At 74.6% G+C, this 17,701-nt stretch carries 20 protein-coding genes; 7 read left to right on the top strand and 13 right to left on the bottom strand.

From position 1 onward, the window contains the following. Window positions 1–4: 4 nt before the first annotated feature. The 4 genes from wecB to OG553_RS34215 form a co-directional block, all read right to left on the bottom strand. Window positions 5–1,138: a non-hydrolyzing UDP-N-acetylglucosamine 2-epimerase gene (wecB, locus tag OG553_RS34230; protein ID WP_405982739.1), complete on the bottom strand. Its 1,134-nt coding sequence runs from the start codon at window positions 1,136–1,138 to the stop codon at window positions 5–7. Window positions 1,139–1,332: 194 nt separating this feature from the next. Continuing rightward, the gene (locus OG553_RS34225; protein ID WP_405982738.1) at window positions 1,333–2,031 is read right to left on the bottom strand and encodes a response regulator transcription factor; all 699 of its coding nucleotides are present in this window, start codon (window positions 2,029–2,031) and stop codon (window positions 1,333–1,335) included. Further along, window positions 2,028–3,188: an ATP-binding protein gene (locus tag OG553_RS34220; RefSeq protein WP_405982737.1), complete on the bottom strand. Its 1,161-nt coding sequence runs from the start codon at window positions 3,186–3,188 to the stop codon at window positions 2,028–2,030. Before OG553_RS34220 ends, OG553_RS34225 begins: the two co-directional genes overlap by 4 nt. 40 nt (window positions 3,189–3,228) lie before the next feature. Next, window positions 3,229–4,131 carry an NAD-dependent protein deacetylase gene (locus tag OG553_RS34215; RefSeq protein WP_405982736.1) on the bottom strand — a complete coding sequence of 301 codons (903 nt, stop codon included), beginning with the start codon at window positions 4,129–4,131 and terminating at the stop codon, window positions 3,229–3,231. A gap of 434 nt (window positions 4,132–4,565) precedes the next feature. Between OG553_RS34215 and OG553_RS34210 the strand changes: the two genes are divergently transcribed. From OG553_RS34210 to OG553_RS34195, 4 genes are all read left to right on the top strand, one after another. After that, entirely contained in the window at window positions 4,566–5,156 is a 591-nt protein-coding gene (locus OG553_RS34210) for a VOC family protein (protein ID WP_405982735.1), read from the top strand. 75 nt (window positions 5,157–5,231) lie between these two features. Continuing rightward, the gene (locus tag OG553_RS34205; RefSeq protein ID WP_405982734.1) at window positions 5,232–6,191 is read left to right on the top strand and encodes a MerR family transcriptional regulator; all 960 of its coding nucleotides are present in this window, start codon (window positions 5,232–5,234) and stop codon (window positions 6,189–6,191) included. Beyond that, a complete protein-coding gene (locus OG553_RS34200; RefSeq protein WP_405982733.1) occupies window positions 6,178–6,537 on the top strand; it encodes a hypothetical protein in 360 nt (119 codons plus the stop codon). Before OG553_RS34205 ends, OG553_RS34200 begins: the two co-directional genes overlap by 14 nt. 76 nt (window positions 6,538–6,613) lie before the next feature. Further along, window positions 6,614–7,402: an SDR family oxidoreductase gene (locus OG553_RS34195; protein WP_405982732.1), complete on the top strand. Its 789-nt coding sequence runs from the start codon at window positions 6,614–6,616 to the stop codon at window positions 7,400–7,402. Here OG553_RS34195 and OG553_RS34190 read toward each other — a convergent pair. Together OG553_RS34190 and OG553_RS34185 are read right to left on the bottom strand one after the other, a co-directional pair. Further along, window positions 7,392–8,504 (bottom strand): serine hydrolase domain-containing protein, encoded by a 1,113-nt coding sequence (locus OG553_RS34190; RefSeq protein WP_405982731.1) that lies wholly within the window; start codon window positions 8,502–8,504, stop codon window positions 7,392–7,394. The genes OG553_RS34195 and OG553_RS34190 overlap by 11 nt on opposite strands. 58 nt (window positions 8,505–8,562) lie before the next feature. Further along, a complete protein-coding gene (locus tag OG553_RS34185; RefSeq protein WP_405982730.1) occupies window positions 8,563–9,105 on the bottom strand; it encodes a kinase in 543 nt (180 codons plus the stop codon). A gap of 96 nt (window positions 9,106–9,201) precedes the next feature. On the opposite strand from OG553_RS34185, the gene OG553_RS34180 reads away from it, so the two are divergent. Next, window positions 9,202–9,840 (top strand): TOPRIM nucleotidyl transferase/hydrolase domain-containing protein, encoded by a 639-nt coding sequence (locus tag OG553_RS34180; protein ID WP_405982729.1) that lies wholly within the window; start codon window positions 9,202–9,204, stop codon window positions 9,838–9,840. Between the two features lie 28 nt (window positions 9,841–9,868). Here the strand turns inward: OG553_RS34180 and OG553_RS34175 are convergent, their stop codons facing one another. Further along, a complete protein-coding gene (locus OG553_RS34175) occupies window positions 9,869–10,465 on the bottom strand; it encodes a TetR/AcrR family transcriptional regulator (RefSeq protein ID WP_405982728.1) in 597 nt (198 codons plus the stop codon). A 94-nt stretch (window positions 10,466–10,559) separates the two neighbouring features. On the opposite strand from OG553_RS34175, the gene OG553_RS34170 reads away from it, so the two are divergent. Continuing rightward, window positions 10,560–11,348 carry an SDR family NAD(P)-dependent oxidoreductase gene (locus OG553_RS34170; RefSeq protein WP_405982727.1) on the top strand — a complete coding sequence of 263 codons (789 nt, stop codon included), beginning with the start codon at window positions 10,560–10,562 and terminating at the stop codon, window positions 11,346–11,348. An 88-nt stretch (window positions 11,349–11,436) separates the two neighbouring features. Here OG553_RS34170 and OG553_RS34165 read toward each other — a convergent pair whose 3' ends face one another. From OG553_RS34165 to OG553_RS34145, 5 genes are all read right to left on the bottom strand, one after another. Next, entirely contained in the window at window positions 11,437–11,880 is a 444-nt protein-coding gene (locus OG553_RS34165; protein ID WP_405982726.1) for a transglycosylase SLT domain-containing protein, read from the bottom strand. Window positions 11,881–12,231: 351 nt separating this feature from the next. Beyond that, complete coding sequence (locus OG553_RS34160) at window positions 12,232–12,495, bottom strand: hypothetical protein (protein ID WP_405982725.1); 264 nt, start codon at window positions 12,493–12,495, stop codon at window positions 12,232–12,234. Continuing rightward, window positions 12,482–12,760 (bottom strand): DUF6400 family protein, encoded by a 279-nt coding sequence (locus OG553_RS34155; protein ID WP_405982724.1) that lies wholly within the window; start codon window positions 12,758–12,760, stop codon window positions 12,482–12,484. Before OG553_RS34155 ends, OG553_RS34160 begins: the two co-directional genes overlap by 14 nt. Window positions 12,761–12,852: 92 nt before the next feature. Further along, complete coding sequence (locus OG553_RS34150) at window positions 12,853–14,040, bottom strand: alpha/beta hydrolase family protein (RefSeq protein ID WP_405982723.1); 1,188 nt, start codon at window positions 14,038–14,040, stop codon at window positions 12,853–12,855. 47 nt (window positions 14,041–14,087) lie between these two features. Then, entirely contained in the window at window positions 14,088–15,530 is a 1,443-nt protein-coding gene (locus OG553_RS34145; protein WP_405982722.1) for an MFS transporter, read from the bottom strand. A gap of 157 nt (window positions 15,531–15,687) precedes the next feature. Here OG553_RS34145 and OG553_RS34140 point away from each other — a divergent pair, with 157 nt between their 5' ends. Further along, a complete protein-coding gene (locus OG553_RS34140) occupies window positions 15,688–16,935 on the top strand; it encodes a glycosyltransferase (RefSeq protein ID WP_405982721.1) in 1,248 nt (415 codons plus the stop codon). Window positions 16,936–16,945: 10 nt separating this feature from the next. Here the strand turns inward: OG553_RS34140 and OG553_RS34135 are convergent, their stop codons facing one another. Further along, the gene (locus OG553_RS34135; RefSeq protein ID WP_405982720.1) at window positions 16,946–17,692 is read right to left on the bottom strand and encodes a hypothetical protein; all 747 of its coding nucleotides are present in this window, start codon (window positions 17,690–17,692) and stop codon (window positions 16,946–16,948) included. Window positions 17,693–17,701 lie beyond the last annotated feature (9 nt).

Raw genomic sequence — 17,701 nt, 5'->3', positions numbered from 1 at the left:
GTCCTCAGGCGGCGACGGGCCGGGCGGCGGGAGCGGGGGCGGCCGTACGGACCAGCAGGCCGGCGATCCGCCGGGAGGCCAGGCCGTCGCCGAACGGGCTCGGCAGCGCGGCGAGCCGCTCGCGCAGGGCCACGCCCTGGTCGATCCGCTCGCGGGCGGCGGCGCCCAGCTCCGGGCCCGGGCGTACGAGGGTCGCGAAGTCGGCCATGGCTTCGGGGCGCTCGGTGGAGTTGCGGACCACGACCAGCGGGCGGCCCAGTACGGTCGCCTCCTCCTGCACCCCGCCGGAGTCGGAGACCAGCAGGGCGGCGTGCCGGGCCAGCCCCAGGAACTCCGCGTAGCCCAGCGGCGCGGTGACCCGCAGGGCGTCCAGGGCCCCGGTGAGACCCGCGGCTTCGATCCGGGCCCGGGTGCGGGGGTGGAGCGGGAGGACGACGGGGAGGGTGCGGGCCAGGCCGGCCAGTTCGCCGAGCACGGCGCGCAGCGCGGCCGGGTCGTCGGTGTTCTCGGGCCGGTGCACGGTGGCGAGGACGTACCCGTCGGGGTGCACGCCGAGCGGGGCGAGGAGGGCGTCGCGGTCCCGCGCACCGGGCAGGTGGGCGCGGACGGCCTCGACGACCGTGTTGCCGGTGAGCTCGATCCGGTCGGCGGGCAGCCCCTCGGCCAGGAGGTTCTCCCGGTTCTCGGGGGTCGCCGCGCACAGCACGTCGGCGAGCCGGTCGATCAGCACCCGGTTGTGTTCCTCCGGCATGGCGCGGTCGTGGCTGCGCAGCCCCGCCTCCACGTGGACGAGGGGGAGGTCGCGGGCGTTGGCCGCGAGGGCGCCGGCCAGGGCGGCGTTGGTGTCGCCCTGGACGACGACCGCGCGGGGCCGGTGCCGGGTGAAGAGCGCGTCGAGCTGGGCGAGGCCGGCCGAGATCTGCACGGCGCGCGGCCGGCCGCCGATGCCGGTCAGGTACGTCGGCTCGGGGAGGCCCAGTTCGCCGAGGAAGCGGCCGGACATGTCCTCGTCGTAGTGCTGCCCCGTGTGCACCAGCCGGGCGGCGGGGCCGAGCAGCCGGGTCAGCTCGGTCAGCTTCACCAGTTCGGGACGGGTCCCGAGGACGACGGCGATGCTGCGCGGGGGCAGGCCGGTCATGCGGAGGCTCCTTGCGGCCGGACGGGGCGGGACATCCGGAGCGTGGGGGCCGGGGGTTGTCGTACGCCGCCGTACCGGTTGCCGGACGGTTGCGATCATGAACGGGGGGCGGTTCGGGACCTTCGGCCCTGGCCGCCGGGGGCCCTGGGTCCCCGCCGGGGGCGGGCCCTACGTCCCGGCGGGCCGCGGGAGTCCTACGGCTCGTCGCGCTCGTCGCCCTGGTAGCGGTAGCCGAGTCCGCGGACCGCCTCGATGGGGTCCTCGGCGTGGCGGCCGGCCGTCTGCTGGATCTTGCGCCGGACCCGCAGTACGGCGAACTTGACCCGGTCGCGGCCGACGCCGGCCGGGTCGTCCCACACCTGGACGAGCAGCTGGTCCGTGGTGACGACCCGGCCGCGGTTGCGCACGAGCGTCTGCAGCAGCCGGTACTCGATGTCGCTGAGGCGGATCTCTGCGCCGTGCCACAGGACGGCGCGGCGTTCGGGGACCAGGTGCAGTGCGGAGTCCTGCCGGTCCCCGGCCCAGTCCGGGCGTCCGGCGCGGCGCAGGAGGGCCTCGATCCGGGCGAGCAGCTCCTCCTGCCCGAAGGGTTTGGGCAGGTAGTCGTCGGCGCCGGCGCGCAGCCCCCGCACCCGGTCCGCCTCCGCGCCCCGGGCGGTGAGCAGCAGGACCGGGAGGTCGGTGAGGTCCCGGGTGCGCTCCAGGACCTGCCAGCCGTCGAGCTCCGGCAGGCCGATGTCGAGGACCATCAGGTCCGGCCGGTCCGCGAACAGGCGGCGCAGGGCCTCCCTGCCGTCGGGGGCGTGCCGGACCTCGTACCCGGCGCGGCCGAGGAGGGCGCGCAGGGCGGTGGCGAGGTCGGGGTCGTCCTCGACGAGGAGGATGCGGGTCACGGGGCAGCGGCCCCCGGGGAGGGGGCGGGTGCGGGGTGGGGGCCGGTGACGGGCAGCCGTACGGTGAACACGGCGCCGCCCTCGCCGTCCGGAGCGTCGGCGACGGTCAGGTCGCCGCCGTGGCGCCGTACGATGTCGCGGCTCAGCGCCAGGCCGAGGCCGGTACCGGCGAATCCGCCGTTCTCGGCGTTGGGGGCGCGGACGAAGCCGGAGAAGATCTCCTCGCGGTAGTCCTCGGGTACGCCGATGCCGGTGTCGGCCACGTCCACGGTCCAGTGGTCGCCGTCGGGAGCCGCGGTGACGGTGACGGTGCCGCCGGGCGGGGTGAACTTGGCCGCGTTCTCCAGCAGGTTGGCGAGGACGTGTTCGAGGCGGAGCTCGTCGCCGTGGAGCGGCGGGCCCGGGGAGGCGTCGAGGACGACGAACACCCCGGCGGCCTCGGTGGTCGCGATCCGGTCCAGGACCGCGTGGGTGAGCATCCGCGGGACGTCGACCGCGCCGAACTCCAGGTTCAGCTGGGGGGCGCGCATCACGGTGGTCTCCATCAGGGTGGTGATCACGCGTTCCATGCGGCGGGCGTTGCGGTGGACGGCGTCGAGGAACTCCCGCTGCTCGGCGGTGAGCGGGCCGGAGACCGGGTCGGCCAGGAGTTCGCAGAAGCTGATGACCGAGGCGAGCGGGGTGCGCAGGCTGTGCGAGGCGAGGGCGACGAACTCGTTGCGCTGGCTGGCGAGTTCGGCGAGGGTGCGGTTGTCGCGTTCGAGGGCGTGCGCACGGCGCTTCTCCTCGGTGACGTCCTCGGCGGTCCACAGGGAGCCGAGCAGGTTGCGGTCGGCGTCGTAGAGGGGCTCCACGTCGCGGCGGATGGTCCGGCCGTCCGTCAGGAGGATCTCGGCGGTGCGGTGGACCCGGCGGGCGGCGATCGCGTGCGCGGTGTCGACCACCCAGGCGGGGCGTTCGGCGAAGGTCGCGCAGACGGCCGCGACCACGGGGCCGAGGGGGGCGCCGGGGGTGTGGGCGACGCCCGCGGCGTCGAGGCCGAACATGTCGGTGAAGCGGCGGTTCACGGCGATCACCTGCTCGTCCCCGCTCTGGACGATGGCGGCGCGCGGCAGGGCCTCCAGGACGGCCTGCACCTGGGCCGGGGCGGTGTGCACCCCGCCACCGTACGCCGGGCCCCGGGCCCGGGCCCTGCTCCTAGGACGGGGTGTCGGCGGCGGGTACCGGGATGCCGAGGCGGGTGGCCACGGTGGTGAGGGCCGCGCCCAGGGGGAGGGCGACGCGGGTGGCGGCGTGGCGGTCGCCGCGGGTGGGGTCCTGGTTTACGATCAGTACCGGTTTCCCGGCCCGGTCCGCCTCGCGGACGAAGCGGAGCCCGGACATCACGGTCAGCGAGGAGCCCAGGACCAGGAGTGAGGCCGCCTCCTCGACGAGTGCGCGGCAGTGCTCGACCCGCTGCGGCGGGACGGATTCGCCGAAGAACACCACGTCGGGTTTGAGGACGCCGCCGCATCGCGTGCAGGGCACCACGCGGAAGTCCGCGACCTGCTCGTCCGTGAGGTCGGCGTCGCCGTCGGGGTTCATCGCGGCGGCCACCGGCTCGAACCCCGGGTTTGCCTCCTCCAGTCTGCGGGCGAGTTCGCCGCGCGGCCCGGAGGCACCGCAGGAGAGGCAGACGACGCGGGCGAGGCTGCCGTGGAGCTCCACCACCGGGTCGCTGCCGGCGGCCTGGTGCAGGCCGTCGACGTTCTGGGTGATGACCCCGGCGAGCAGGCCGTGCCGCCCGAACGCCGCGACGGCCCGGTGACCGGCGTTGGGCCGGGCCCGGCCGAAGGTGCGCCAGCCGAGGTGGCTGCGCGCCCAGTACCGGCGGCGGGCCGGGGCGCCGGCGGTGAAGTCCTGGTAGGTCATCGGGGTGTGCCGGGTCAGGCTCCCGCCCTCGCCGCGGTAGGCGGGGATGCCCGACTCGGTGGAGATGCCCGCTCCGGTGAGCACCAGCACACCGCCCGCGGCGAGCACGTCGGCGACCGGGCCGAGGTCGGTGCTGCCGGGCGGCGGCTCCTCGGCCGGGGTCCAGCTCAGGGTGGGGCGCGTACGCATGACGCCAGGGTACGGACTCGGGGGCCTGGAAGACGTGGAGGTCGCGGCCGAGGCCGAGGCGGGTGGGGTCGGCGACGGAGCCCCACAGGGCTGGAACACCTCTACCCGGAGGCGGGTGCCCCCTGGCAGCCCGAGGCGCTGTCCGCGGCCACCCACCCGCACTCCGCCGCCGCCGGCCTCGCGCCCCGCAGCGAGGTCGCGCGGGAGCGGGCGCTGTCCGGGATCCTGGCGCGGCTCCCGGCCGGGCCGCGGGACCGCGTCATGGGCACCGAGTACTTCATCCGGCTTCACGCGCGGCCGGCCGCGCCGGGGCTGACCGGCCTGACGGTGTGAGACCAACGCCCGCCGGGCCGGGCCCCCTTGTGCTCGGCGGGCTCGGTGGGCAGGGTGTCCCGGGTGCCTGCTGATCTTGTTTCGACGGCTTGGGGGAACGGATGCTGACCGGGATCGTGTTCGACGCGCTGGACGTCGTACGGCTGGAGCTCTTCTGGCAGGAGGCGACGCGCGGCCGGACCGGCGGTCTGCGGCTGCGGTTCGTGCCGACGGCCGTCCCGAAGGCGGGCAAGAACCGGCTCCACCTCGATCTGGCCGGGGGTCCGCAGTGGGAGGCGGAGGTGGCGCGCCTGCTCGCGCTGGGGGCGACGCGCGTCGACATCGGTCAGGGGGACGTTCCGTGGGACGTGCTGGCCGATCCCGAGGGCAACGAGTTCTGCGTGCTGCGGCCCGGCCATCCCGGCGTGCTCGCCGACTCCGGGCTCGTCGCGGTCTGCCTCGACATCTCCGAGGAGGACCGGCACGCCCAGGAGGCCTTCTGGCCGTCCCGGACCGGCTGGAGCGCGGTGGAGTCCGCGCCCTGGGGCTTCCGGCTGCGCCCGACTCCGACCGGCCCGGTCTCGTTGGTGATGGGGCCGCCCGCGGCGCCGAAGGCGGGGCGGAACCGGCTGCGGCTGGAGACCGCCCGACCTGGCGGGGAGCCCGGCGAGTTCCTGGACGCCGGCGGCAACGAGTTCCACGTCACCGGCTGAGCGCGCCCGCTGCCGCCGCCCCGGCCGATCGGGCCCGTTTGAGTCTCCCCCCGGGGGAGACGTCAGGCTGGGGGCATGGACAGCGACGAGCTCTTCTCCATCGGAGAACTATCCCGCCGGACCGGCCTGACGGTGAAGACCATCCGGTTCTACTCCGACCGGGGCATCGTCCCGCCGACCGACCGGAGCCCGGCGGGGTACCGGCTCTACGGCCCCGAAGCGCTCGCCCGTCTGGACCTCGCCCGCACGCTGCGCGACCTCGGGCTGGACCTGGCGACCGTGCGCCGGGTGCTGGACCGGGAGGCTTCCGTACCGGAGGTCACAGAAGCACACGCCAGGGCACTGGACGTGCAGATCCGGACCCTCCGCCTGCGCCGGGCAGTGCTCCGCGCAGTCGCCAGACGCGGACCCACCACCATGGAGATGGACCTGATGCACCGACTCGCCACACTCTCCCGGGCCGAACGGCACCGGATGGTGTCCGGCTTCATCGACGAGGCCTTCGAGGGCCTCGACGCCAACCCCGAGTTCGTGGCCCTGATGCGGTCCGCGATGCCCGAACTCCCGGACGATCCCACGCCCGAGCAGGTCGAGGCGTGGGTGGAGCTCGCCGGACTCTGCCAGGACGCGGAGTTCCGTGCCGCGATCCGCCGCCTCGCGCAGGAGCAGGCGCAGGAGCCCGCCGGGGAGGACGCCGTCGCCCTGCAGGAGGTCCTCGACCGGGCGCTGCGCGAACGCGTCGGCGAAGCCGCGGCCGCCGGCCTCCTGCCCGCCTCCGCCGGCGGGGAGCCGCTCGGCGGACTTTACGCGGACGCGTTCCGGCGGGCTGACGAGGGCGGTCTGCGGCGCTGGCTCCTCGCCCGTCTGCGGTCCACCGCGGATCCCCGTGCCGAGCGCTACTGGCGGCTGCTGGCCGCGGTCAACGGCCGGCCCGCGTCGCCGGCCCTCGCGCCGGTCCGTCCCTGGTTCACCGCGGCGTTCGCCGGGAGCGGTGGCGGTGCGGCGGCGGAGGGCCGGGGCGATGAGGACGCGTGACCTGAGGTTCGGCCTGTACGCGGACGAAGCGGGACTGGCCTGGGTGCGGGAACTAGTCGCGGAGGCGGTGGGCGGCCGCCGGGTCCGGATCACCGGTGAGACCCTCTCGACGGACACCCTCCCCCACAGCACGGTCACGACCGACGACATGTACGACCTGCTGGCGGAGCAGTGGGCGATCGAGCATCCCGGCCGGAGCAGCGGCGCACGGCGGCTCGTCGAGCTCCGCGTCCACCTGGAGTGCTCCCTGCGCACGTGGCGGGCGGTCCGCAAGACGGTGATCGCGGCCATGTGCCCGGCGGGCACGGCCCCCCACGTCTGCCGCGTCCCGTGGATGGGCCTCTGAGGGACCCGTGGGGCCGAAGTCCGCGTACGGCGGCCCGGTTTGGCGTGGCGTCCCCGGAGGGCGAATGATGGCGGCCGTGACGACTGCACAGGAGACCGCGTCCGGTACCGGCGGCAGGCCGGTCGCCCTGGTGACCGGCGTCGGCCGTACCGTCGGGATCGGCGCCGGCATCGCCCGCGGGCTGGCCGGGGCCGGCTGGGACATCGGCTTCACCTACTGGACGCCGTACGACGCGCGCATGAGCTGGGGCGTCGAGGCGGGCGCGGCGGACGCCATCGCCGGCGTCCTGGCGGAGCGGGGCGCCGAGGCGGTGGCGGTGGAGGCGGACCTCGCCGATCCCGGCGCTCCCGGACGCGTCTTCGACGAGGTCGAGCGGCGGCTCGGCGGTGTCACCGCCCTGGTGATGGCCCACTGCGAGTCGGTCGACTCCGGCTTGCTGGACACCACCGTCGAAAGCTTCGACCGGCACTTCGCGGTGAACGCCCGCGCCACCTGGCTGCTGATCCGAGAGTACGGCCGCCGGTTCCGGGGGGCCGCGGGGACCGGCCGCGTGATCGGCCTGACCAGCGACCACACCGTCGGCAACCTGCCCTACGGGGCGAGCAAGGGGGCGCTGGACCGCATCGTGCTGGCCGCCGCCCACGAGCTCGCCCGTCTCGGGATCACCGCCAACGTGGTCAACCCCGGGCCGGTGGACACCGGGTGGATGTCCGACGGCGTCCGGGAGCACCTGCTCGGCCGTACGCCGCTGGGCCGCCTGGGCACTCCTCGGGACACCGCCGACCTGGTCGGGTTCCTCTGCTCACCGCAGGGTCGGTGGATCAACGGGCAGTTGCTCAAGAGCGACGGCGGCTTCAGCGGCTGACCGGCCGGTCCGTCCAGATGTCCATGAGACGGTTCGCGGCCCGGAAGCTGTCGGGCGGATCCGCGTTGCACACCACGGTGACGGCGGTACCGCGGTCCGGGCTCACCTTGAAGGTGCTGTGGAACTGCTCCCAGTCGCCCCGGTGCAGCAGGCTCTTGTCGGGGAGCACGAGCATTCCGGCCCCGTAGCGGCCCTCCTCGACGCCGCGGGGGCGCAGGACGTCGCCCACGCTCACCGCCCCGTCGGTGACCGCGGCGAGGAGTTCCTTCCCGCCGACGCGGCCGGTGCGGTAGTTGTCGGCCCAGCGGACGAGTTCTCCGGCGGTGGTCTGTACGGATCCGTCTCCGTACTGCTTCCAGGGCGAGGAGTCTGGGGTGTAGGAGCCGTCCTTCTCGTCGTACGACTTCGCCTTGCCGGGGACGTCGACCGCCGGGGAGAGGGTCATGCGCAGGTGCAGCGGGGTGAAGAACTCCTGCTGGAGGAAGGCCGGGAAGGGCGTGCCGGTGACCCTCTCGACGACGTGGGCGAGGAGGACGTAGTTGGAGTTGGAGTAGGAGAAGACCTTGCCGGGCCGCTCCTGCGGTCGGGAGGCGAGGATGGCGGCGAGTGCGTCCTGCTGGCCGGCCGGGTCGGTCACCTTGACGCCCTTCGCCTCCAGCAGGTCCTGGTAGTCGGGGATGCCGCTGGTGTGGCGCATCAGGTCGCCCAGCGTGACGTCCCGCGTCCAGGCGGGCGGATCGTCGAGGTGGTCGGACAGCGGGTCGCCGAGCGCCAGCCGGTGCCTTCCGGCGAGCAGGAGGACCGCGTCCGCGGTGAACTGCTTGGAATTGGACGCCATGTCGAACACCGTCGCCGGGGTGATGGGCCGCCCGGTCGCCAGGTCGGCCTTCCCCCGCCCCGCCTCCCAGACGACCACGCCGCGTTCGCCGACGGCGGCCGCGCAGCCGGGGCCGTCGGGGGAAGGCACCAGTTCCCGAAGGACCTGGGCACTGCGCTGCGCGCGGTCGTCGTCGCCGCCGTACGCCTGCGGGGTCCCGGCCCCGGCGACCGCGGCCAGGATCATGGCGCCGGCGGCGGTGCGCGAGGACGCCGTCCGGTTCACACGACCACCTTCTTCCCTCCTTCGAGCCTGCTCCGGCGCCCGCGCCGCGGCCAGTCGATCAAGAGGGGGCGCAGTCCCCGGACGGGGTGGGGATCCCGCCGGCGGCGAGGACGCGGAGCACCGTGTCGTCGAGGGTGGAGTCGGGACCGACGACCTGCTCGGATACCGCCGCGAGCAGGTCCCCGCCGCGGTACCACCGCGCCATGGCCTCGGGGCCGAAGTCCGCGGCCTGGGGGCGTGTGGCGTGCCGGGCGACGGTCTCCTCGAAGGGGACGTCGAGGTAGAAGAAGTGGGACCGGCCGTGGTGGTCGCGGTGGAGCCGGGCGAGCATGTCCCCGTACCGGGAGGCGTTCAGGATGCCCTCCACGACGGTGTGGAAGCCGTGGGCGAGGGAGTAGCGGGCGATGGCGTCGATGAGTCCGATGTTCGCCGCGCCCGCGACGTCCTTCTCCTTCAGGACGACGCGGCGGACGTTGTCCTGGGCGACGATGGCGAGCCCCCGGCCGACGCGGCGGCGCAGTTCGGCGGCGACGGAGGACTTGCCGGAGCCGGAGTTCCCGCGCAGGACGATCAGCTGCGGTGGCGGCTGGTTGTGGGTCATGCGGTGTGGTGTTCCCCGCCCGTGCCGGCGTGAACGCCCCCGGGAGCAGCGGAAAATGGGTGCGGGCGCTGCCCCGGGGTGGAGCAGAATCGCCGTATGGCAGACATGGGAGTGTTCCGGATCGCGGTGGCCGAATGGGCGGCGGGCGGCCCCGGCGGGCCGGCCGGGGAGCTGGCCGCGGAGCTGGGCGTCACGGCGGTGGTGCTCGTCGAGGGGCCCAGTGACCTGGCCGCCGTCGAGACCCTGGCGGCACGCCTGGACCGGGACCTGTCCGCCGAGGGCGTGTGCGTCCTGTCCATGGGCGGGGCGATGAACGTCGGCCGCTACGCCGGGCTCCTGGGTCCGTCCGGTCTGGGGCTGCGCCTGACCGGGCTGTGCGACGAACGGGAGCGGCCCTACTACGACCGCGCCTTCGAGCGGGCCGGTGCGCCCGGCCACGAGGTCTTCGTCTGCGTGGAGGACCTGGAGGAGGAGCTCATCCGCGCGCTGGGCGTGGCGGGAGTGGAAGGGATCATCGAGGCCGAGGGGGACCTGGTCCCGTGGCAGACCTTCGTCCGCCAGCCCGCGCAACGGGGCCGTGAACCGCACCACCGGATGCGGCGCTTCCTCGGCACCAAGAAGGGCCGCAAGATCCGCTACGGCCACCTCCTCGCCCAGGCCCTCGACCTCCGCCTCGTCCCCGCGCCCCTCGACGCCCTGCTCGCCGCCCTGGGTCCGGCCCGCGCCGGCCGGTGAGCGGCTGAGCTGCGGCGCGTCCGGCCCCTCACCGGCCGGGGCGTGCCAGGCCGGTCAGCAGTACGTCGATGGCCAGGTCGGTCGCCTCGGGCAGCGGGGTGTCGTCGAGGAGGGAGCCGAGGGCCAGGGCCGCCAGGCCGTGGACGGTGGAGAAGGCGACCTGGGCGAGGCGGGCCGGGTCCCCGTCGCGTACCAGTCCCTCGGCCTGGGCCTGCGCGATGAGCCCGGCGGTGGTGTCGAGGCTGCGGTGACCCAGCTCCCTGAGTTCCGCGCTGGAGTCGTCGGCGTGCTTGGCGCTGAACATCAGGTTCAGCAGGGGTGCGTGGGTGACGGCGAAGTCGACGTACGCGCGTCCCAGCCGGGCCAGGCGGCCCGGCACCGGGCCGGGTGCTTCGGCGGCGGTGCGCAGCCGGGCGTTGAGCCGGGTGAATCCGCTGACGGCGAGGGCGTCCAGCAGGGCCTGCCGGTCGCGGAAGTGGCGGGACGGCGCGGCGTGGCTGACCCCGAGGTCGCGTGCCAGGGCGCGCAGGGACAGGCCGTCCACGCCCGACTCGGTGAGGACGGTCTCCGCGCGTTCCAGCAGGGCGGTCCTGAGGTTGCCGTGGTGGTAGGGCCCCTCGGTCAAGGCGGGCTCCCCTTTCCTGATGTTGTCATTGACTACAATGATGACGCCGCCTACATTCGTCACCGTCCAACGCGTGGAAACGGAGCAGACGACGATGCCTATGACATACCAGGGGACCGTGACCCTGATCACCGGGGCGAGCGCCGGGCTCGGCGTCGAGTTCGCCCGCCAGTGGGCCGAGCGCGGGGCGGACCTCGTCCTGGTCGCCCGCCGGCTCGACCGGCTCGAAGAGCTCGCGGTGGACCTGGAGAAGCGCTACGGCGTCACCGCCCACGTGATCGCCGCGGACCTCGCCCGACCGGGAGCCGCGGCCGCGCTGCGCGCGGAGCTGGACGCCCGCGGGATCACGGTGCACTCGCTCGTCAACAACGCCGGCTTCGGCAGCCACGGCCCGTTCGTCCGCCAGGACATGGCGCAGATCAACGAGATGATCCAGCTGAACGTCACGGCCGTCACCGAGCTCACCCGGGCGTTCCTGCCCGACCTCGTGGCCGACGGCCGGGGTGCGCTGGTCACCGTCGCGAGCGCGGCGGCGTACCAGCCGACTCCCGCGATGGCGGTCTACGGCGCCAGCAAGGCCTTCGTACTGAGCTTCACCGAGGCCGTCGGCTACGAGACCCGGCACTCGCCGCTGCGGGTGCTCGCCGTGTCGCCGGGGCCGGTCAGCACCGAGTTCTTCGACGTCGTCGGCAGCCGGGACGCGGCCGTCGGCCGGATGGCCACGCCCGAGCAGGTGGTGACCGCGACGCGGCGCGCGCTGGAACGCGCGAAGACCCCGCCCAGCATCGTGGCGGGCCTCGCCAACCGCGTCTCGGCGGTCGCCTCCGCCCTGACGCCGCGCCGCCTCACGCTGGCGGTGTCGGGGCGGATCCTGAAGGCCTGACGCGTTCGGTCGGCAGACGCGCGAGAGCGCCCGGCCGAGGGGTCTCGGCCGGGCGCTCTCCGCATGTCTGCTGTTGTCCGCCGGTGGTTTAGTACCAGTGGTTGGCCTGCCAGAAGTTCCAGGCCTCGACCGGGCTGCCGTAGCGCTCGTTCATGTAGTCCAGGCCCCACTTGATCTGGGTGGCCGGGTTGGTCTTCCAGTCCGAGCCCGCCGAGGACATCTTCGACGCCGGCAGGGCCTGGACCAGGCCGTACGCGCCGGAGGAGGAGTTCGTGGCGGTGTAGTCCCAGCCGCTCTCGTGCGTGACGATCTTGTCGAAGGCGGCGAACTGGGCCGGGTCCTTGATCATCTGCTGGGCGATCGCCTTCGCACCCGTCGGAGCGGCCTGCGCGGGCACGGCGGCGAGCATGGAACCCGCGACACCCAGAGCGAGGACGGTACCGGCGAGGGTCTTCTTCGAAGCGGCGATGCGGCGGATGACGGCGTTGGACACGGATGAACCTTCCGACGGGAACAAGGACGGTCGCCACATGCCGAAGACATGCGTGAGCCACTCACACGGGTGGGAGGGGATCTGCCGGCGGGGGGCTGAGCGCCCCGGCCGCCTCGGCGACAACACCAGTTAGCCAGCCCCCCGCCGCCCTGGCAACGCCCCCCGTCTACTAGCCCCCCTCGCAGGCCGGGACCGACGTCCCGCGCCGGAAGCCGTACCCGGACCGGCCCGGCCGTCTACTAAGACGGACCGGATGTGACCTGGGTCCTGTGGGCCGCCTCACCGCCCAGACCCCCGAATGTCACCCCCGGTAGCCGGCCAGACCCGCTGGGGTGGGTGACCCCGGCCACACCCGGCCCCCGAATCGAAGGAAAGCGGCCGCCCGTACCCCTACGACGAGAGGCGCGGCAGGCCGCTGGTCACGCGGCTCCACAGGGAGCGGGTGGCACCGAAGCCGCTCTCGTGGGTCCAGACGTGGGTGCAGCCGGGGCACTGGAGGTGGAGCAGGCTGCCCTTGTTGGAGAGCAGGTAGCGCCAGTGCCGGGAGCAGGCCCGGCGCTCGCCGCACGGCTCGCAGTCCCGGGTGTCCCCGCATCCCGGGCACGGCACCCACGCCCGGCGGCCGATCTCGGCCTGCGGGTCAAGCGGCAGCACGGCCGCCCCCGCGCTCGGGCAGCACCCCGGCCGCCACGAGGTCGTCGTACACGCGCTGCTGCTCGGCGTCGAGGCCGGAGTAGAGGAGGTCGTACGCCTCCTCCTCGCCCCGCAGCACCTCGACCGGATCCCAGTCGGGGCCGAGCGCGGCCATCACCTGCGCGCGCCGGAGCATCTCCTGGGAGGTGAGGTCGACGGAGAAGTCGACCAGGTCGGCGGGGGCTTCGTCCGGGCCGACGGGGGGTGTGGAGTGGTGCGGGGACATGGGGCCGAACTTAGGTATGCCTTCCCTCCCGGGTCAAGGGAGGGTGGGAGGAGTCACATCCCACCCTCCACGGGACGATCCGCGCATACCCGTCAGCTGCGCTGGAAGACCACCTCGGGGTCGGCCGCCGTGGGCCCGTCCAGGCGCGGCGCGGGCAGGCCCTTGAGGTGCCGGTCGAAGAAGTCGCCGGTGTAGGCCCGGGTGATCTGCTGCGAGCGGCCCCCCGCGAGGGGTGTCTCCGGGTGCGGGGCGCCCGCGGCGTCGGCGAGGACGGGCCAGTCGGTGAAGCCGGGGTGGCCCATGCCGGTGACGGTCAGCCAGCGCTTCCAGCCGTCCATGCGCGGCCAGGCGTCGGCCCAGCTGGTGTCCTCGATGTCGGGCGGGATCAGTGCCGGGTCGCCGCCGAGCAGCAGGAACGGCCGGCCACCGAGGCCGCTCTCGGGCAGCGGGGCGAAGAAGGTGCCGTCCATGTTCACTCCGGCCGCCACCCGCGGATCGGCGGCCATGGCCGCGGCGGCGGAGGCACCGCCGATCGAGTGTCCGGCCATGCCGATGCGGCGGGTGTCGACCAGCCGGGAGTGACGCCAGGCGGGGCGGTCTCCGGTGAGGCGGTCCAGCAGGAACGTCACGTCGCGCGCCCGCGCGTCGGACACGCGGTGCAGCGACCGGTCGGGGAAGACCTGCTCGCAGGCCTTGCAGCCGAGCACCCTGCCGCCGGGGAAGGTGGTGCCGTCGGATTCGTAGGCGTGGTCGACGGCGGCGACGACGTAGCCGCGCGAGGTCAGGTCCTCCGCGAGCACGGTGAGCGAGGCGCGGGGCAGGGTGAATCCGGGCGACAGGACGACCAGCGGGTACCGGCCGCCGCCGGCGCGCGGCAGCGCGCCCTCGCGGGCGTGGGTGCGGACGGCGGCGACCTGTTCGGCGGTGGCGTGGCGGCCGAGTTCCCCGCGGTCCGCGAGCAGGGCGCGCGCCTCGTCCACGGTCAGGTACGGGGCCGGGCGCCCGGTGTTCCGGACGGCGGGGTAGTAGAGGGACACCAGGAGTTCGCGGTCGGCGGACGGGACCCAGGGGTCCTTGCGGCCGGTGTCGACGAGGTGGAGGGTGTCGCGGCCGACGGCGAAGGCGCCGGTGGGGCGCGGCAGTTCCAGGCGGGCGGCACCCGCGGGGGCTTCGGCCCGGTCGCCCGCCGCGGCGGGTGCGGCGGTGGCGGCCGAGGGGGCGCCGGCCAGCAGGAGCCCGGCCGCGGTGGCCGCGGCGAGCATGCGGATGATCTTGGTCATGTCCACACCATACGCGACATTAGGCAAGGCTCACCTAACCACATTCCTCAACCGGGCCCGGAATGGCCGGAATTCACCGCCTCGAACCGGCCATGCACCCGGACCCGCAGCTCGAAGGCCGCCAGCAGCAGCGCCGCGCACAGGAAGCCGCTCGCCGCGACGAAGGCCACCGGGGCGGCCGTGGCGGTGATGACGCCCGCCCCGTCGGCGGAGTCGTCGTTCGCGGCCAGGACCAGCGCCCCCGCCACTGCCAGGCCCACCGCGCCGCCCAGCTGGCGGAGCGTCTGGCGCAGTACGGACGCGTCGACCCGCTTCCCCTCGGGCACCGCGCGCATCAGTTCGGCGCTCAGCGCCGGGACCGGCATGCCCATCCCGATCCCCGCCAGCGCCATCCCGGGGACCTGCCAGAGGTACTCGCGCGACGGCAGCGCCGCCGTCCAGAACACCGCGCCGACCGTGGCCGTCGCCAGCCCGAACAGGACGGGCACCCTGGCCGACCGGAAGCGGTCCACCAGGTGCCCGGACAGGTACGTGCCCGCGGTCAGCGAGCCGACCAGGGGCAGCAGGGCGAGGCCGGTGGCCAGGGCCGGCAGTTGCATGGCCTGGCGCAGGAACAGCGTGCCGTGCACCATCACGATCAGCTGGGGTGCCTGCACCAGGAAGGTGAGCGCCGTGGCCACGGCGTACGGGCCGATGCGCAGCAGCCGCAGGTCGACGAGGGGCCGGGGCGAGCGCAGCACCAGCCGTACCGCCAGGGCCAGCGCCAGCACACCGGCCGCCGGCACGGCGAAGGTCCTCGGGTCCGTGGGACTCCCCACGCCGCACTGGTAGAGCCCGAGTACGAACAGGGCCACGGACGGGATGACGACGAGCGGCTGCGCCGCGGTCAGGGGTGTCCCGTCCGGGTGCTCCGCCACCCGCGCGCGGGCGGCCAGCCACAGCGCGGCCGCGGCGACCGGCAGGTTGACGGGAAAGACCGAACGCCATCCCAGGTACTGGGTCAGCACCGCCCCCACCACGGGGCCGAGGGCGAAGAACACCTGCGCCAGACCCGCGTACGCCGCCAGGGCCCTGCCGCGCTCGCGTTCCCCGTACACATCGGTGATCACGGTCGTGGCCACCGGGAGCATCAGCCCGGCACCCACCCCCTGGAGGGCCCTCATCAGCAGCAGGAGCGGCCCCGCGAGGGCCGTCGCCGGGGCGAGTCCGCAGGCGCCGGACGCGGCGGTGAAGAGCACGACGCCCAACCGGAAGGTGTTCATCAGGCCGAAGCGGCGGGCCGCCATCCCGCCGACGGGCGCGAACGCGGACAGTGCGAGGACGTAGACGAGCACCACGCCGTGCATCACGAAGGCGGTCAGTCCCAGGCTGCGCGCCATGGGGTCGAGGGCGACCGCCACGACGGTCTGGTCGAGCATCACCATGCCCCCGGCGCACCCCATCGCCGCGAGCACGCGGCGCTTGCGGGCCGCGCCGGCAGCCACCGCCATGGGACAACCCCGGGGTCTGGAGGACGTGAACCGTACGGGCGCCCCCATGCTGCCACGTACGGCGCGGCCGGCCCGTCAACCGGGTGCCCGCAGATGTACCGCGCCGCCCCGCGAGGACGTGCGACACGGGCGGGGTGCGGCCGCCACACTGGCGGGCATGAGGATCGCCGTCATGACAGCGGGGTCGCGCGGGGACGTCGCGCCGTACACGGGGCTGGGGGCCGGGCTGGTCCGGGCCGGACACGAGGTCACCCTGGTGACGCATGACGTGTTCGAGCCGCTGTCGGCCGGATCTGGGGTGCGCTTCGCCGCCCTTCCCGGTGATCCCAGGGCCGAGTTGCACTCGGCGCGCGGGCGCGGGCTGCACCGGAGCCGGAGCGGTGCGGTGAAGCTGCTGCGCGCCGTCGCGCTGGCGCGGCGCATCGCCCCCGGAATGACGCAGCCGCTGGTGGAGGCCGCGCGCGACGCGGACGTCGTACTGGCCGGGGGAACGGTCGCTCCGCTGGCGTACGCCATCGCCGAGGGCCTCGACCGGCCCAGCATGGGCCTCTTCCTGCAACCCCTGCACGGCACGCGGGAGTTCCCGCCGCCGATGCTCGGCACCCGGTCCGCGGGCGGCCTGGGCAACCGGCTCGGCGGGCAGGCCGTGGTCACGGCCGTCGACCACGTCTTCACCCGGGCCGCACGGGCCCTGGCCGCCGAGCACGGCCTGCCCCGGAGCCGTCTGTCCGCCGCCCGCCGCGCCCGAGAGCGGCAGGGCTGGCCCGTGTGGCACGGCTTCAGCGAGCTGGTGGTCCCCCGCCCCCGCGACTGGCGCCCGGGGCTGGAGGTCTCCGGATACTGGTGGCCCCACGACGGCGCCGCCCGGCTCCCGCGGGAGCTGGAGGACTTCCTCGCCGCCGGCCCCGCCCCGGTCTACGTGGGTCTCGGCAGCGCCACCACGCCCGACCCCGGCCGGGTCAGCGCCCAGGTCGTGGCCGCGCTGCGCGCCGCCGGCCTGCGGGGGGTGGTCCAGCGGGGGTGGGCCGGGCTGTCCGCCGCGCAGGACGACGTGATCACCATCGGCGACGTCCCGCACTCCCTGCTGTTCCCCCGCATGGCCGCCGTGGTCCACCACGCCGGGGCGGGCACCACCGGCGCGGCCCTGCGCGCGGGCGTTCCCTGCGTACCGGTGCCCGTGCAGTTCGACGCCCACTTCTGGGCGGCCCGCCTGGTGGAGTCGGGCACCGCGCCCCGTGTGCTGCCGCTGCGCCGGCTCGGTGCCGCCGCCCTCGCCTCGGCGCTCCGGGAGGCCGTGGGCGACCCGTCCTACCGGGAGCGGGCCCGGTACCTCGCCGGCCGGCTGGCGGCGGAGGACGGCGTCGCCCCCGTGGCCGCCGCGCTCGAACGGCTGGTGCGGGCCTGACGGGTGCCGCTCAGCGGCGCGGCGGCTGCTGCTGCCAGGGCTGCTGGTACTGCGGCGGCTGCTGGTACTGCCCGGGGTGCTGGTACTGGCCCGGCTGCTGATATTGGCCGGGCTGCTGGTACTGCGGCGGCTGCTGGTGCTGGCCCGGCTGCTGGTACGGGGCCTGGGCCGGGCGGGCGCCGCGCAGCAGGGCGTCGAAGCGCGCGTACAGGTCGTGGGCCGCGTCGGGCGCGGCCGCGTACGCGGTGACCGTTCCGTCGGTGAGCTGGACGGTGATCACGCTGCCGCCGCGGGGGTCGGGCTGGTGCCAGACCCCCGCGAGGGCGGTGGCGGGTACCCAGCCCCCTTCGCTGTCGTCGCCGCCGCCGCTCCCCCAACGACGGCGCAGGACCCGCCGGTAGCCGGGAAACAGCAGCAGGGGAAAGCTCACGACGACGAACAGGAAGAGGAAGATGCTCCCGAGCACCCCGCTGGTCCAGTGCAGCAGCGCGATGATCGCCCCGTAGCAGACCGAGGCGATCGCCACCATCAGGCAGGCCGTGACGGCGGCCTCCGGTGCCCCGTTCTTCTTGAGCAGGCTGTAGAGGCCTATCGACGCGAGCATCACCAGCAGGGTGACGCAGCCGGCTCCCTCGCCGAACAGCTTCTCTGCGAGGGATTCGTCGCTCCCCTCCTGCTTGGCGGCGTAGCCGTGGTCATGGAACTGGACGGACATCCGCCCGCCCGGCGTGGCGGTCACGCCATTGATCGTGTACATGGTGATCAC

Source organism: Streptomyces sp. NBC_00158, assembly GCF_045160885.1.
In the GTDB taxonomy this organism is placed as follows: Bacteria; Actinomycetota; Actinomycetes; order Streptomycetales; family Streptomycetaceae; genus Streptomyces.
Note: the sequence above shows the minus strand (reverse complement) of the source record. Positions and strands in the feature narration are given on the sequence as shown.